Consider the following 14,750-nt stretch of genomic DNA (forward strand, 5'->3'; position numbering starts at 1 on the left):
GCAAAACCCATTCGGCAAGCCTTCTTTTTCAAACCCCCGTCACGGACGCTTGGCACGGTAGATGCGAAAACCATTGCCCTCGGCCTTGACCGCGCAAATGCCCAGATGCTCTTCGATCAACGGCTGATACTTGAGAAAACTGTTGGCAACCAAGCGGAGTTCGCCGCCTTTTGCCAGATGTTTGGTCGCTTTTCGCAGCAGGTTCTCCGTGGCGAAGTAATCCGTGTGCACGCCGACATGGAACGGCGGGTTGCTCAAGATCGCGTTCAAACCCATGGGCGCCGCATCGATGCCGTCACCGGTCAACACCTCGGCTTCCAGCCCGTTTGCGGCCAGGGTCAGGCGGCTGCTGGCGGCGGCGAAGGCATCCACATCCAGCATCGTCACCGTGTTATGCGGGTAGCGACGCTTTACCGCCGCGCCGAGTACACCGGCGCCGCAACCGAAATCGAGCAAATGCCCGCCGGGCAGTTTATCCAGGTGCTCCAGCAACAGCTCGGTGCCGCGGTCCAGGCGCCCGTGGCTGAACACGCCCGGCAAGCTCACCACCTTCAACGGGCCTTCGGCCAGCGGCACATCGAAGACCTGCGCCAGGCTCTCCAGCTCCACGGCTTGCGGAGCATTGGTCACGGTGACCTGCCACAACTGGCAATGCCGTGCATTATCCAGCTTGCGCGGCTTGCCGAAGGGCAGCATCTGTTTGGCGGCGCTTTCGATACCGCCTTTTTTCTCCCCCACCAGAAACAGCTCGGCACCTGGCAGGCGTGCGGCCACGGCGTTAAGCAGGTAGTCGGTGAGGTCCTTGGACTTGGGCAGGAAGATCACCGCCGCATCAAACGTACGCTCGGGTGCATTCACGCCGAACTGGCTGCGTTCGGGGAAGCGTGCGTCCAGTGCCGCCTGGTCGCCGGCATGCCAGCACCAGCCGTGGGCGTTGGGCAGGCGCCCGAGCAAATCGTCGGCGGGCAAACCTACCAGCAGCAGGTTGCCTTGAAAAAGTTCGGCCTGGCGAAGCAGTACTTCACTGCGCGGATCCATAGTCTGCTCCTTGAAAAAGGGGCGCAGTTTATCAAGTGACGACGCGCAACGGGGTGCCGCTGAAAAAGCCCCGGGCGTTTTCCGTCAGTTGGCCGACGATACGTTGCCGCGCTTCACGACTGCCCCAGGCGTTGTGAGGCGTGACGATCAACCGTGGGATGTCATCGGCCAGCAGCGGATTGCCATTGACCGGCGGCTCGACACTCAGCACGTCGGTTGCCGCGCCGCCCAGATGCCCGCTGCGCAGCGCATCGGCCAGGGCCTGTTCATTGATCAAGCCACCGCGTGCGGTGTTGACGACAAACGCACCAGGTTTGAGCAGGGCCAATTCACGGGCGCCGATAAAGTCGCGGGTGTGTTCGTTGAGTGGGCAGTGCAGGGTCAGCGCATCGACCTGGGCGAGCAGCTCATCCAGCGGCACGCGGTCGGCGCGGGCAGGGCGCCCGGGTATTGCGCCGAGCAGCACGCGCATACCGAAGGCTTCGGCCAGGCGCGCCACGGCGCCGCCTAACTCGCCATGGCCGAGCAGGCCGAGGGTTTTGCCTTCCAGTTCGACAATCGGATGGTCCAGTAGGCAGAACTGTTTGGCCTGCTGCCATTTGCCGGCGGCCACATCCTGTTGATAGTCCTTCAAGCGCGTCGCCAGGTTGAGCAACAGCATGATCGTGTGCTGCGCCACCGACGGCGTGCCATAACCCTGGCAGTTGCTCACGCTGATGCCGTGGGCGCGTGCGGCTTCGAGATCGACGTTGTTAGTGCCGGTGGCCGATACCAGGATCAGTTTGAGCTCAGGGCACGCCGCCAGGGTTTGCGCTGTGAGCGGAATTTTGTTGCTGATCGCGACTTGAGCGCCCTGCAGGCGTTCCACCACGTTCTGCGGCGTGGTCTGCTCAAACAGCTGCAACTCGCTGAAGCAGTCACGCAAACCGCTCAGATCAAGGTCGCCCAAGTCCAGGGAGGGGTGATCGAGGAAGACGGCGCGGCGATTGTTCATGATCAACTGTACCTTTTGCGGCGAGGTTCGAAGGCGTAATCTGCCGAGACTATCAGATGAAATAATCAGTTACTTAATGGAGTGAGCATGTACGTCGCCGAGTTTTTGACCGTAGCCTTGATTCACTTGTTGGCGGTGGCCAGCCCCGGCCCGGATTTCGCCGTGGTGGTCCGTGAAAGCGTGACCCACGGGCGCCGCGCCGGAACCTGGACGGCCCTGGGCGTCGGCACAGCGATTTTCGTGCATGTAGGTTATTCGTTGCTGGGCATCGGCTTGATCGTGTCCCAGTCCATCGTGTTGTTCAACGCATTGAAATGGGCGGCGGCGGCGTACCTGCTGTATATCGGCTTCAAGGCTTTGCGCGCCCAGCCGGCCAAGCCTGCCGCCGAGGGTGAGTTGCACCGAGAAGCGGGCGAGCGCACACCACGCGGCGCGTTTACCGCAGGCTTTGTGACCAACGGCCTGAACCCCAAGGCGACGCTGTTCTTCCTCTCGTTGTTCACCGTAGTGATCAACCCGCATACGCCGCTGGCGGTACAGGCCGGTTATGGCGTGTACCTGGCGGTGGCGACGGCGTTGTGGTTTTGCCTGGTGGCCATGCTGTTCAGCCAGCAGCGCGTACGGGCCGGGTTTGCGAAGATGGGGCATTGGTTTGATCGGACCATGGGCGCGGTGCTGATTGCGATTGGGGTGAAGTTGGCGTTTACCAGCATGAAGTAACGCTTCCAACTTAAGCGGGCACGGTCAAATGTGGGAGGGGGCTTGCTCCCGATAGCAGAGTGTCAGTCAGTCTATGTATGGCTGACACGCCGCCATCGGGAGCAAGCCCCCTCCCACATCTGGCATTTGCTCAGGTCTGCAAATCATTCCTTTGGCTGATTTGGCTGAAACATAAGCCCTCTACAGTGCAAGTCTTCAAGCCAAGACCGTGCAGTCATTAAAGGGATTCGTATGTTGCAGACCCGAGTTATCCCGCCCGCCGAAGGCGCGTACCAATACCCGCTGTTGATCAAACGCCTGCTGATGTCCGGGACGCGCTACGAAAAGACCCGCGAAATCATCTACCGCGACAAGCTGCGCTATACCTACCCAACGCTGATCGAGCGCGTTGCGCGCCTGGCCAATGTGTTGACCGAAGCGGGGGTCAAGGCCGGTGACACCGTGGCTGTAATGGACTGGGACAGCCACCGTTACCTGGAATGCATGTTCGCCATCCCGATGATCGGCGCGGTGATCCACACCATCAACGTGCGCCTGTCGCCGGAACAGATTCTCTACACCATGAACCACGCCGAAGACCGCTTCGTGCTGGTCAACAGTGAGTTTGCGGGGCTCTACCAGGCCATCGCCGGGCAGTTGACCACGGTCGACAAGACCTTGTTGATTACCGATGGTGACACCAAGACCTGCGAGCTACCCAATCTGGTGGGTGAGTACGAAACCCTGTTGGCCGCTGCCAGCCCCAAGTACGACTTCGAGGATTTCGACGAAAATTCCGTCGCCACCACCTTCTACACCACCGGCACCACCGGTAACCCAAAGGGTGTGTACTTCACCCATCGCCAATTGGTGCTGCACACCATCGGTGTGGCGACGATCATGGGCAGTGTCGACAGCGTGCGCCTGTTGGGCACCAACGACGTGTATATGCCGATCACGCCAATGTTTCACGTACACGCGTGGGGCCTGCCCTATGTGGCGACCATGCTTGGCTTGAAGCAGGTCTACCCCGGTCGCTACGATCCGGAATATTTGGTGGAGCTGTGGCGCAAGGAGAAGGTCACGTTTTCCCACTGCGTGCCGACCATCCTGCAAATGGTGCTTAACGCCAAGGCCGCCCAGGGTGTGGATTTTGGCGGCTGGAAAATCGTTATCGGCGGTAGTGCCCTTAACCGCTCGTTGTACGAAGCGGCCAAGGCCCGAGGCATTCAACTCACTGCCGCGTACGGCATGTCCGAGACCGGGCCGCTGGTGTCCTGCGCCCACCTCAATGCCGAACTGATGGCCGGCAGCGAAGACGAGCGCACCACGTATCGCATCAAGGCCGGCGTGCCCGGGCCGTTGGTGGAGGCGGCGATCATGGATACGAACGGCAACTTCCTGCCTGCCGACGGCGAAACCCAGGGCGAGCTGGTACTGCGTGCGCCCTGGCTCACCGAGGGCTATTACAAGGAACCGCAAAAGGGTGCCGAGCTATGGGCCGGCGGCTGGATGCACACCGGCGACGTCGCCACGCTGGATGCGTTCGGCGTGATCGATATCCGCGACCGCATCAAGGATGTGATCAAGACCGGTGGCGAATGGATCTCGTCCCTGGCTCTCGAAGACTTGGTCAGCCGCCACCCGGCGGTTCGCGAAGTCGCAGTGGTGGGCATTGCCGACCCGCAATGGGGCGAACGCCCATTCGCCTTGCTGGTGGTGCATGAGGGCCATGTGATCGGCGCACGGGAGCTCAAGGAGCACCTCAAGCCTTTTGTCGAGCTGGGGCATTTGAGCAAGTGGGCGATCCCGAGCCAGATCGCCGTTGTTACTGAAATTCCCAAGACCAGCGTAGGAAAGCTCGACAAAAAACGTATCCGTATCGACATCATCGAATGGCAGGCCAACAACAGCACATTCCTGTCTACACTCTAATGCTCCTCGCCGCGCCCGTTCGGCCGCGGCAACGCTCTATCTTGCGGCTTTACTTGTGATTTACCGAATTTCAGCCATCCTTCTCGCGCCGGCCTTCGCCGGCGTGGCGAAAGGGTTGTGGCAGACGGCTTGGTGATGCAAATCACACTTTAGAGGGATCAAGCGATACCTACCGCTGGCTATAGTCCCTTTCAGAGTTTTTCAAGGATGTTGTGCTTCGGGCCATGGGGGCCCGGTTGTCGTGCGGCATTGGAATCGTTGTATTCCGGCCGTTACATGCATCCAGCCGCAGAACTCACTGCCATAACAATAAAATGCACATGGAGTAGCGTCGATGACCTCAGTAAACCAGTTCTGGCGCCGGGCAAGACTGCCCCTGGCCGTCAGTCTCGCTTCTACGCTCGCCGGGCCCGCATTCGGCGTCAGTTTCAACATTGGTGAAATCGAAGGGAGTTTTGATTCGTCGCTTTCCGTCGGGGCAAGCTGGTCCACGGCCAAGCCCAACCGCGACCTGATCGGTGCCAACAACGGTGGCAAGGGCTTGTCCCAGACCTCCGATGACGGTCACTTGAACTTCAAGCGCGGCGAGACGTTCTCGAAGATCTTCAAGGGCATCCACGACCTGGAACTGAAGTACGGCGACACCGGTGTGTTTGTGCGTGGCAAGTACTGGTACGACTTTGAACTCAAGGACGAAAGCCGTCAGTTCAAGGACATCAGCGACAACAACCGCAAGGAAGGCGCCAAGTCTTCGGGCGGGCAGATCCTCGATGCGTTCGTCTACCACAACTACTCGATTGCCGATGCGCCGGGCTCGGTGCGTTTTGGCAAGCAAGTGGTGAGCTGGGGCGAAAGTACTTTCATCGGCGGTGGCATCAACTCCATCAACCCGATCGACGTGTCGGCGTTCCGTCGTCCGGGCGCCGAGATCAAGGAAGGCTTGATCCCGGTCAACATGTTCTATGTGTCCCAGACGCTCACCGACAACCTGTCGGCCGAGGCGTTCTACCAGCTGGAGTGGGACCAGACCGTCACCGATAACTGCGGCACTTTCTTCTCGCAGCCGGACGTGATCTCCGATGGTTGCAGCAATAACCTGCGGGTGCTGAACAAGCGCTCGACCATCCCGGCCGCAGCCTTGCCGACCTTGGGTGCCCTGGGTGTAGACGTCAACAGCGAGGGCGTGCTGGTGCGCCGCGGGCCGGACCGTGACGCACGGGACAGCGGCCAGTTCGGCGTGGCCATGCACTACAACTTCGAGCCGCTGGACACCGAGTTCGGCGCCTACTTCATGAACTACCACAGCCGGGCGCCGATCTTCAGTGCTCAGGGTGCGCCATCGGCGGCCTATACCCGTCCTTTGGGCCCGCTGGGGGCACTGCGTCCGCTGATCGTGGCCGGCAGTTCGAACTACTTCGTCGAGTATCCTGAAGATATCCGCCTGTATGGCTTGAGCTTCTCCACCACGCTGCCTACCGGCACCGCCTGGAGTGGTGAATTGAGCTATCGGCCAAATGCACCGGTGCAACTGAGCACCACCGACATTCTGTTTGCCGGTGTCACGCCGATTCCGGGCTTTGGCAATGCTTCCGTGCTCAAGGGTTCGCCCGGCCAGGATCTGCATGGCTACAACCGCAAGGAAGTCACCCAGTTCCAGACCACCTTTACGCACTTCTTCGACCAGGTCATGGGCGCCAGCCGTCTGACCACGGTTGGTGAAATCGGCGTGACCCATGTTGGCGGCCTGGAAAGCAAATCCCAGGCGCGTTATGGCCGCGATCCAGTGTTCGGCCCAGGTACCTTGCCGGGTGGCTTCTGCGCCGCGCTTAACAACTCCACCGCCAACGGCGCCGGTCTGCCCAACGCTGCCGGCCTGAACACCAATTGCAACAACGACGGCTACACCACCGCAACCTCCTGGGGCTACCGCGCCCGTGCCATCTGGGAATACCCGGACGTGTTCGCCGGCGTCAACCTCAAGCCCAACGTGGCCTGGTCCCATGACGTCAAGGGTTACTCGCCAGGTCCTGGCGGTAACTTCGAAGAAGGTCGCAAGGCGGTCAGCCTGGGCCTGGATGCCGAATACCAGAACACCTACACCGCGAGCCTGGCCTACACCAACTTCTTTGGTGGCAAGTTCAGCACTGTGGATGACCGCGACTTCGTCGCCTTGAGTTTCGGCGCCAACTTCTAAGCACACTCTTTTCAAGTGGCATGTATTCAGGAAGACCAGAGTATGAAAATAACTAAAAGTTTGTTGCACGTGGGTGTGCTTGGGCTGTCGATCCTGGCGAGCAACGTCATGGCCGCAGTCTCGGCGGATGAAGCCGCCAAGCTCGGCACGACCCTGACCCCGATGGGCGCCGAGATGGCGGGCAACGCCGCTGGCACCATTCCTAAATGGTCACCACTGCCCACCAATGCCGGCGCCGTGGATGCCAAGGGGTTCCTGGCCAACCCATACGCCAGTGAACAACCGCAGTTCACCATCACCGCGCAGAACGTCGAGCAGTACAAGGACAAGCTGGCCCCCGGGCAGTACGCGATGTTCAAGCGTTACCCGGACAGCTTCAAGATGCCGGTTTACCCGACCCATCGCGGCGCCACGGTACCGGCTGAGGTGTTTGCCTCGATCAAGAAAAACGCCACCACCACCAACCTGGTGTCCGGTGGCAACGGCCTGGAAAACTTCGAGACCGCCGTACCCTTCCCGATTCCTAAAAGTGGCGTCGAAGTCATCTGGAACCACATCACCCGTTATCGCGGCGGCAGCGTGACCCGCCTGGTCACCCAGGCCACTCCGCAAACCAACGGGTCCTACAGCCTGGTGTACTTCCGCGACCAGTTCGTGTTCCGCGACAAAATGAAGGACTTCGACCCGAAAAACCCGGGCAACGTGCTGTTCTACTTCAAGCAGCAAGTCACCGCGCCGGCCCGCCTGGCCGGTGGTGTACTGCTGGTGCACGAAACCCTGGACCAAGTGAAGGAGCCGCGTTCGGCTTGGGTCTACAACGCCGGCCAGCGCCGCGTGCGCCGGGCGCCACAAGTGTCCTACGACGGGCCGGGTACTGCCGCTGACGGCCTGCGTACGTCCGACAACCTCGACATGTACAACGGTGCGCCGGATCGCTACGACTGGAAGCTGGAAGGCAAGAAAGAAATCTACATCGCCTCCAACAGCTACAAGATCGACGACCCCAAGCTCAAGTACGCTGACATCATCAAGGCCGGCCACATCAACCAGGACCTGACGCGCTATGAGCTACGTCGTGTCTGGCACGTGGTCGCCACCTTGAAGGAAGGCCAGCGCCACATCTACGCCAAGCGTGACTTCTTCATCGACGAAGACACCTGGCAAGCGGCGGTGATCGACCACTACGACGGCCGCGGCCAACTGTGGCGCGTCGCCGAAGCCCATGCCGAGAACTACTACGACAAGCAAGTGCCGTGGTACGCCCTGGAAACCCTCTACGACCTGCAGTCCGGCCGTTACCTGGCCTTGGGCATGAAGAACGAAGAGAAACAGGCCTATGACTTCGGCTTCACCGCCACCACCAGCGACTTCACCCCAGCGGCCCTGCGCCAGGACGGTGTTCGCTAACCTGTAGGAGCGAGCTTGCTCGCGAAGGTCGTCAACGATAACGCGCCCATCCTGGATGGGCGCGTTGTTTTTGAGTGCTTCGCGAGCAAGCTCGCTCCTACTTCTTCCCAGGAGTCTGGGCGAGATATTTTTTGTCGCAGTTCTTTTTCAGCCATTTGTTGCAAAGATCTACAATCGCGCCGCTTTTACCGCTAGTCTGCGGACATCTGCAATGCCGACAACAGCCTTCTACAAGAGCCCGGCGATGACTGATCTGTCCCGAATCCAAGGGCCTGCCAGCGTGGTGATGCCGACCCTGGAAGGCCGTTTCTACAGGCCCCCGCTACCTGACGGCTACGTGCTGCGCCCGCGCCTGTGCGAACGCCTGAATGCCGGCCTGGACGGGCGACTGTTGCTGGTCTGCGCCCCTGCGGGGTTCGGCAAGAGTTCGTTGGCGGTGGAGTTCTGCCAGGGCCTGCCGGCCCATTGGCAAAGCCTGTGGCTGGGCCTCAGCCTCCGGGACAACGACCCCGGCCGCTTCCTGGAGCGACTGCTGGATGGCTTGCAGCGATATTTCCCACAACTGGGTGCCCAATCCCTGGGCTTGCTGAAAATGCGCCAGCGCCATCAACCCTTTGCCTTTGAAGAGTGGCTCGATGGCCTGCTCGACGAGCTGGCGGTGCACCTGTCCATGCGTTCGCCTTTACTGCTGGTGCTGGATGACTACCACCTGGCCCAGGGCCCGGTGCTGGACCGCTGCCTGCAGTTTTTCCTCAATCATTTGCCCGATGGCCTGGTGGTACTGGTTACCAGTCGGCAGCGCCCCGACTGGCACCTGGCGCGCCTGCGCCTGTCGCGGCACTTGCTGGAACTGCATGAGCAAGACCTGCGCCTGACCCATGACGAATCCCTGGCCGTGCTGGATGGGCACAGCAGTGCGTTGCGCGGCGAGGCGTTGGAAAACTTGATCCGCCGTAGCGAGGGTTGGGTCGCCGGCCTGCGCTTCTGGCTGCTGGCGGCCTCCGAAGCTGGCAGTGACGGCGCCTTGCCCCAGAGCCTGCACGGTGGCGAAGGGCTGATTCGCGATTATTTACTCGAAGAAGTCATCGATTGCCTGCCCGTGGAGGTGCAAGGGTTCCTCTACGACACGGCCTCCCAGGAGCGCTTTTGCAGCGAGTTGTGCGACGCAGTGCGCGAAGCCCATGACAGCGCAGAAATCCTGCGTTATCTGCAGGCTCACCAGGTATTTCTGGTACCTCTGGATGAGCAAGGCCATTGGTACCGTTATCACCATCTGTTTTCGGACCTCCTACGTACCCGCCGCGAGAAGAGCGCGACCTTGCCGCCGGCCAGCTTGCACTTGCGCGCCTGCCGTTGGTTCAACGCCCAGGGGTTGATCGACGAAGCGGTGGAGCAGGCGCTGCGGGCCGGTCATCTGGATGTGGCGGCGAACCTGGTGCAGAACCTGTCCGAAGAGCAGCTGTTGGCGGAGCAGAATGTCGGCATGCTGCTGCGCTGGAAGATGGACTTGCCCGACAGCCTGCTGATCAGCACACCGCGCTTGATCGTGCTGTATAGCTGGGCACTGGGGCTGGCGTGCCAATTGGATGCGGCGCAGGAGCTGTCCAGCTACCTCAGCCGCTTCCTGCCGGCGCCATCGGCCACCGCGCAGAAATCCATGCTGGCCCAATGGCTGGCACTGAGCGGGATCATTGCCCGTGGGCGCGGGGACCGCGAGCTGACCCAGCGCTATTGCAACGAGGCGTTGGAAAGCCTGCCGCAAAAGCGCTACGGCCAGCGCCTGATGTGCCTGTCGACCCTGTCCAACCTGGCCATAGTCGATGCCGACCTGTGGCGCGCCCGGGGCCTGAACCGCGAATCCCTGGAACTGGCGCAGCGCGTCGGTAACCCACTATTTGAAGCTTTGGCTCATTACGACCGGGCCCGGGTGCTGCAGGCGCGGGGCGAGATCCTGCGCTCCCTGGACGAAGTACGCCAGGGCCTGGAGCGCCTGCACGGCCTGGCGCCCCAACGGCTGTACGCCGTGCGCGCGCGGTTGTCGCTCTATGAAGGCTACCTGCTGCTGGCGCGTTACCAACCCGAAGCCGGCCTTGTGCGCTTGCGCGCCGGCTTGGCCGAAGCCCGCGTTTGCCGGGACATCAGCGTGCTGATCGGGCATTGCGTGATCGCCAACTTCGAAGGCCGGCGCGGCGATTTTTCCAATGCCTTTGCCGAGCTGGCCGAAGCCGAGCGCTTGATGCATATCTGGGACGTGCCGCCGATCTACTATCTGGCGATGATCACCCTGATCAAATGCGAATTGTGGCTGGCCCAGGGGCGCACTGACTTGGCCGATGCCTGGCTGACCCGGCTCGGGCAGACCTACAACGGTGAGCACGCCGCGGCCGCTCCGGAGTTTCATCCGCACCTGCCACAGCATATCGAGCTGCAACAAGCTGCCCTGGATGCCGCGCGCCATCAGCCCGACATTGCCCTGCAACGTCTCGAAAGACTGGCGCAACAGGCCCATGACAGTGGGCGCCAGATGATTGCCCTGATGGCCCTGACCCAGCAGGCACAGCTCCTGCTGGAGTGTGGTCAGGAGGCCAAGGCCAGGACGGTATTGGCTCGCGCACTTGAAGCTGGTGCGGGCGGCGCGCTACAGCCGTTTCAGCGGTTGCTGGAAGGTTACCCGGACTGGATGCGCGAGCAGTTGGGCAAGGAACCCCATGGCCTGCTGAACCAGAGCTTGCTGGCGCTGCTGCCTCAAGCCCGTGTGGTCGAGGCCTCGCCTCATCAAGAAACACTGAGCACGCGGGAACTGGCGGTGCTGCAACTGATTGCCCAAGGCTGTTCAAACCAGGAAATCAGCAACCAGCTGTTTATCTCCCTGCACACGGTGAAGACCCACGCCAGCCATATCAACAGCAAGCTCGGCGTGGAGCGTCGAACCCAGGCGGTGGCGCGAGCCAAGTCCATGGGTTTGCTGGCCTGAGTGCATCGCCGTTTATTGCGCAGCAGGGCAGCCTTTGAGTGATGTGTCGACCGTCTGATTGACCAACGCCGCGAAACGCTTGAGGTTGTTCTGGTGCGCCAACACCAGCTCGTCGATGCTCGGCCCTGCAGGTGACTGCAAGGTGCTGCGGCAGGTCAAGGCCGGGCGATCGCCGTTGACCTGCCGCAGGCGCCAGCGCACGTCGAGCAACGCGTACTGCCCGGGAACCGAGTCAAAACGCTGTACTTCAACGCGCAAAGCCACAGCCTGCTGCGGATTGCTGTTGGCCAACTGATCCACCAACGCGCTCCTCAGTTCGTCGGCGAGGCTGGCAGCCCACCACTGGGTTTCAAGAATCGCCAACCCACTGTCGCCCTGGCGCACCACTATCTGGGCGCGGTCAACCTGGGGCGGCACACTGATGCTGTCAATGCGCACGCCGCCGGCATCCGCTCGTGAGCTGTTGCTCCAGTGCGCCGGGGTCAGGGTGTGGAAGGCAATGGGTTCACTGCGACACGCTGCGAGCAGCAGCAGGGAGGTCAGCAGCGTGATCTTCAACGGCAGCGTCATGGCGGCTCCAATGGTCATTTGCGCGGTGGTCCTTGCAGGTCGGTCGGCGCGGCGTTATCGGGACGACCGCGAATCAGCGACTCCGGATGCCGGCCAAGGTAATCCGAGAGTTCGCGCAAAGAGCGCGACATCCGCCCCAGTTCATCCAGGGTCTGGGTCAGTTGTTCACGCTGCGGCGAGTCTTCGGCCAGGGTAGAGCTGGCTGATTGGAGGGTCTTGCTCACGTCGGCCAGTGTCGTCTGAACACCCGGCAGCGTCTTGGCGTTGAATTGCGCCAGCCCCTTGCGCAGTTCGACCAGGCTGGCGTCGAGGTTGCCGGCGATGCGCTCGACAGGCAGTTGGCTGAGCTTGTTGACGATGCCTTCGAGCTTCTCCTGCAACTGTTCGAGGTTGCCGGGGATCGTGGGAATGCCAACCGGACGTTGGTTGGGGTCAAAGGCGACTTTCTCGGCTTTGGGGTAGAAGTCCAGGGCAATGTACAACTGGCCGGTCAGCAAGTTACCGCTGCGAGCCTGGGCGCGCAGGCCGTTTTCGATGAAGCTGCCGATCAGGCGCACGCCGGCCGCCTCATCGTCAGGGTTATTGTTCATGGCCTTGAGCAGTTTGGTGTGGGCTTCGCCGAGCAGTTGCGGATAGATCACGATGCCGACATTCACCGGGAAGCTGCGTTTCTTCGTATCGAAATCCAGGTTGATCGACACCACTTTACCGAACTCGACGCCGAGGAACTCCACCGGCGCGCCGACTTTCAACCCGCGCAGAGCCTGGTCAAAGCGCAGGACCATGTATTGCCCCTTGCCATTGGGCGGGGCGAGGGCGCTTTGCTGGTCTTCGAACAATTCAAAACCGCGGTTTTCCTCGGCTGGCTTGTCGTTGGGGTTGTAGGGTGGGGCCTGGAAGGAGATCCCGCCCATCAACATGGACGACACGGATTCGGTCTTCAACGCAAAGCCATTGGCGCCGACGCTCAAATCGATACCGCTGGCATTCCAGAAGCGGGTGTTCTCGGTGACATACAGGTCATTGGGCGCATGCACGAAAATTTCGATATTCACGCCCTTGCCTTCGCTGTCCAGCTCATAGGCCACCACCTGGCCCACGGGGATTTTGCGGTAATAGACCGGGGAGCCGATATCCAGCGACCCCAGGCCCTGGGTATGCAGGGTAAAGCGCTTGCCTGGCTCGCCGTAGGTGATGGGCGGCGGATTTTCCAGACCCGTGAACTGTTTGGCGCGGGTCTCGGATTGGCCGATGTCTGCGCCGATGTAGTCGCCGGACAATAACGTGTCGATGCCCGACACGCCGCCCGCGCCAATGCGCGGGCGCACCACCCAGAATTTGGAATCTTCGCGTGTGAAGCTTTCGGCCTGTTTGACCAGCTCGACGGTGGCGTTGACGCTTTTCTGGTCATCGCTCAGGGCCACGGCGGTTACCTGGCCGATCACCACGTTGCGGTATTTGACCTCGGTTTTGTTGGCAACCAGCCCGCTGCCGGTCTTGAAATTGAGGACGATGGTCGGCCCTTGTTGCATGACGCTGTGAATCACCAGCGAGATCCCCACCAGCACGGCGACAATCGGCACGATCCAGACCAGCGAGACACTGAAGCGACGCGTCTTGATCGCAGGTTGCCCCGCAGGGGTATCAGCCTTGGATGAGCTCATCCGAGGTCTCCTCGTTATGTGGATTTTCCCAGATTAGCCGGGGATCAAAACTCATGGCCGCGAGCATCGTAAACACGACCACCAGGCCAAAAAACAGAATGCCCAGGCGCGGTTCTATCGTGCCCAGGGCTTGAAACTTCACCAGCGCGGCCACCAGGGCGACCACGATCACATCGAGCATCGACCAATAGCCGATCAGTTCGATAAACCGAAACAGCTTCGAGCGTTCCTTGCGCGCCCATTGGCTATTGCGCTGCACGGTGACCAGCAGCAGCCCCAGCGACAAGAACTTGATGCCCGGCACCGCGATGCTGGCGATGAAAATGATCAGGGCAATGTCCCAGGCGCCATGCTGCCAGAATTCCAGCACACCGCTCATGATGGTGCTGTCTGCCCCCGAGCCGAGCATGGTGGTGTTCATCACCGGCAGTAAATTGGCCGGTACATAAAAGGCGAGGGCGGTGAGCATATAGGCCCAGGTTCGGGTCAGGGACTGAACCTTGCGCCGGTGCAGGGGCGCGCCGCAGCGGTCGCACTCGGTGGGCTCTTGAAGCATGTCGCAGGCCTGGCCGCAGGTGTGGCACAGGCACAGGTTGAGCTCGCGGGCAGTGGGCGGTGAATTCATACGGTGTCCCACAGGTCGCGCACATCGCGCCCGGCAATGCGGATCAGCAACAGGCTGAGGGCGGCCAGGGCAAACAGGCCGGTGCCGGGAATCACATCCAGCATACCGGCCAGCTTGAACACCGCGACCATCGCGCCCAGCAGGCAGACTTCCAGCATGCTCCAGGGTCTGAGGGCTTCCAGCCAGCGCATGCACAGCTTGAACGCCGGCGAGCGCCGGCCGGCCAGGGCGAAGCTCAATACCCAGATCAGCAACAGCAGTTGAAACACCGGCGCGATGATGATGGAAATCGCCGCCACCAACGCAATAAACGTGATCGGCCCCAGGCTCAACGCCACCACCGAATCCCAGAGCGTCGCGCTGTTTTTCAAGCCCTGCAGACTGATGCTCATCACCGGGTAAAAGTTGGCGAAAGTCCACAACACCGCTGCGGTTACCGTCAGGGCCAGGCGTTGTTGCACCGTCAGGCCGTTATGGCGCTGCAGTACGCCCGCGCAGCGTACGCACAGGGCGGTTTGATGTTTGGCGAGCGTGACTTTTTCGTACACGCAGTCGCAGTGTTCGCAGATGACCTGTTGTTGATTCGCCATACGTCTTGCTCCAAACGCGACACGCTGCGGTCCTGGCTGTTGCTGGGTTCGATGGCGCTT

11 protein-coding genes are annotated in these 14,750 nt (G+C 61.2%); 5 read left to right on the forward strand and 6 right to left on the reverse strand.

Annotation, left to right across the window (positions count from 1 at the left end; translation table 11 throughout):
- Positions 1-39: 39 nt before the first annotated feature.
- On the reverse strand, positions 40-1,038 hold the full coding sequence (locus KVH01_RS00570; RefSeq protein WP_217880103.1) for a class I SAM-dependent methyltransferase: 999 nt from the start codon (positions 1,036-1,038) through the stop codon (positions 40-42).
- Positions 1,039-1,069: 31 nt separating this feature from the next.
- Entirely contained in the window at positions 1,070-2,035 is a 966-nt protein-coding gene (locus tag KVH01_RS00575; RefSeq protein ID WP_217880592.1) for a 2-hydroxyacid dehydrogenase, read from the reverse strand.
- Positions 2,036-2,119: 84 nt separating this feature from the next.
- Between KVH01_RS00575 and KVH01_RS00580 the strand changes: the two genes are divergently transcribed.
- The 5 genes from KVH01_RS00580 (at position 2,120) to KVH01_RS00600 (ending at position 11,241) form a co-directional block, all read left to right on the forward strand.
- Entirely contained in the window at positions 2,120-2,752 is a 633-nt protein-coding gene (locus KVH01_RS00580; RefSeq protein WP_057012951.1) for a LysE family translocator, read from the forward strand.
- A gap of 231 nt (positions 2,753-2,983) precedes the next feature.
- The gene (locus KVH01_RS00585) at positions 2,984-4,666 is read left to right on the forward strand and encodes a fatty acid--CoA ligase (protein ID WP_217880104.1); all 1,683 of its coding nucleotides are present in this window, start codon (positions 2,984-2,986) and stop codon (positions 4,664-4,666) included.
- Positions 4,667-5,000: 334 nt separating this feature from the next.
- Positions 5,001-6,860 carry a DUF1302 domain-containing protein gene (locus tag KVH01_RS00590; RefSeq protein WP_043050530.1) on the forward strand — a complete coding sequence of 620 codons (1,860 nt, stop codon included), beginning with the start codon at positions 5,001-5,003 and terminating at the stop codon, positions 6,858-6,860.
- Positions 6,861-6,902: 42 nt separating this feature from the next.
- Positions 6,903-8,267, forward strand: coding sequence for a DUF1329 domain-containing protein (locus KVH01_RS00595; RefSeq protein WP_046070951.1), 1,365 nt, complete (start codon positions 6,903-6,905; stop codon positions 8,265-8,267).
- Positions 8,268-8,511: 244 nt separating this feature from the next.
- Entirely contained in the window at positions 8,512-11,241 is a 2,730-nt protein-coding gene (locus tag KVH01_RS00600) for a LuxR C-terminal-related transcriptional regulator (protein WP_217880105.1), read from the forward strand.
- A gap of 12 nt (positions 11,242-11,253) precedes the next feature.
- On the opposite strand, the gene KVH01_RS00605 is transcribed toward KVH01_RS00600, so the two are convergent.
- Genes KVH01_RS00605 through KVH01_RS00620 form a run of 4 tightly spaced genes read right to left on the reverse strand, consistent with a single transcriptional unit; the run spans position 11,254 to position 14,690 of the window.
- The gene (locus tag KVH01_RS00605; RefSeq protein WP_217880593.1) at positions 11,254-11,811 is read right to left on the reverse strand and encodes a PqiC family protein; all 558 of its coding nucleotides are present in this window, start codon (positions 11,809-11,811) and stop codon (positions 11,254-11,256) included.
- 14 nt (positions 11,812-11,825) lie between these two features.
- The gene (locus tag KVH01_RS00610) at positions 11,826-13,475 is read right to left on the reverse strand and encodes a PqiB family protein (protein WP_217880106.1); all 1,650 of its coding nucleotides are present in this window, start codon (positions 13,473-13,475) and stop codon (positions 11,826-11,828) included.
- Positions 13,456-14,100, reverse strand: coding sequence for a paraquat-inducible protein A (locus KVH01_RS00615; RefSeq protein WP_217880107.1), 645 nt, complete (start codon positions 14,098-14,100; stop codon positions 13,456-13,458). Before KVH01_RS00615 ends, KVH01_RS00610 begins: the two co-directional genes overlap by 20 nt.
- Positions 14,097-14,690 carry a paraquat-inducible protein A gene (locus tag KVH01_RS00620; protein ID WP_043050535.1) on the reverse strand — a complete coding sequence of 198 codons (594 nt, stop codon included), beginning with the start codon at positions 14,688-14,690 and terminating at the stop codon, positions 14,097-14,099. Before KVH01_RS00620 ends, KVH01_RS00615 begins: the two co-directional genes overlap by 4 nt.
- Between the last annotated feature and the right edge of the window lie 60 nt (positions 14,691-14,750).

This window comes from Pseudomonas khavaziana (genome assembly GCF_019145205.1).
GTDB lineage: Bacteria > Pseudomonadota > Gammaproteobacteria > Pseudomonadales > Pseudomonadaceae > Aquipseudomonas > Aquipseudomonas khavaziana.

What these genes read in the sequence shown, in the direction of transcription:
- KVH01_RS00570 (WP_217880103.1), bottom strand. Translation starts at nt 1,038, where the DNA reads ATGGATCCGCGCAGTGAAGTACTGCTTCGCCAGGCCGAACTTTTTCAA.
- KVH01_RS00580 (WP_057012951.1), top strand. Translation starts at nt 2,120, where the DNA reads ATGTACGTCGCCGAGTTTTTGACCGTAGCCTTGATTCACTTGTTGGCG.
- KVH01_RS00585 (WP_217880104.1), top strand. Translation starts at nt 2,984, where the DNA reads ATGTTGCAGACCCGAGTTATCCCGCCCGCCGAAGGCGCGTACCAATAC.
- KVH01_RS00590 (WP_043050530.1), top strand. Translation starts at nt 5,001, where the DNA reads ATGACCTCAGTAAACCAGTTCTGGCGCCGGGCAAGACTGCCCCTGGCC.
- KVH01_RS00595 (WP_046070951.1), top strand. Translation starts at nt 6,903, where the DNA reads ATGAAAATAACTAAAAGTTTGTTGCACGTGGGTGTGCTTGGGCTGTCG.
- KVH01_RS00600 (WP_217880105.1), top strand. Translation starts at nt 8,512, where the DNA reads ATGACTGATCTGTCCCGAATCCAAGGGCCTGCCAGCGTGGTGATGCCG.
- KVH01_RS00605 (WP_217880593.1), bottom strand. Translation starts at nt 11,811, where the DNA reads ATGACGCTGCCGTTGAAGATCACGCTGCTGACCTCCCTGCTGCTGCTC.
- KVH01_RS00610 (WP_217880106.1), bottom strand. Translation starts at nt 13,475, where the DNA reads ATGAGCTCATCCAAGGCTGATACCCCTGCGGGGCAACCTGCGATCAAG.
- KVH01_RS00615 (WP_217880107.1), bottom strand. Translation starts at nt 14,100, where the DNA reads ATGAATTCACCGCCCACTGCCCGCGAGCTCAACCTGTGCCTGTGCCAC.
- KVH01_RS00620 (WP_043050535.1), bottom strand. Translation starts at nt 14,690, where the DNA reads ATGGCGAATCAACAACAGGTCATCTGCGAACACTGCGACTGCGTGTAC.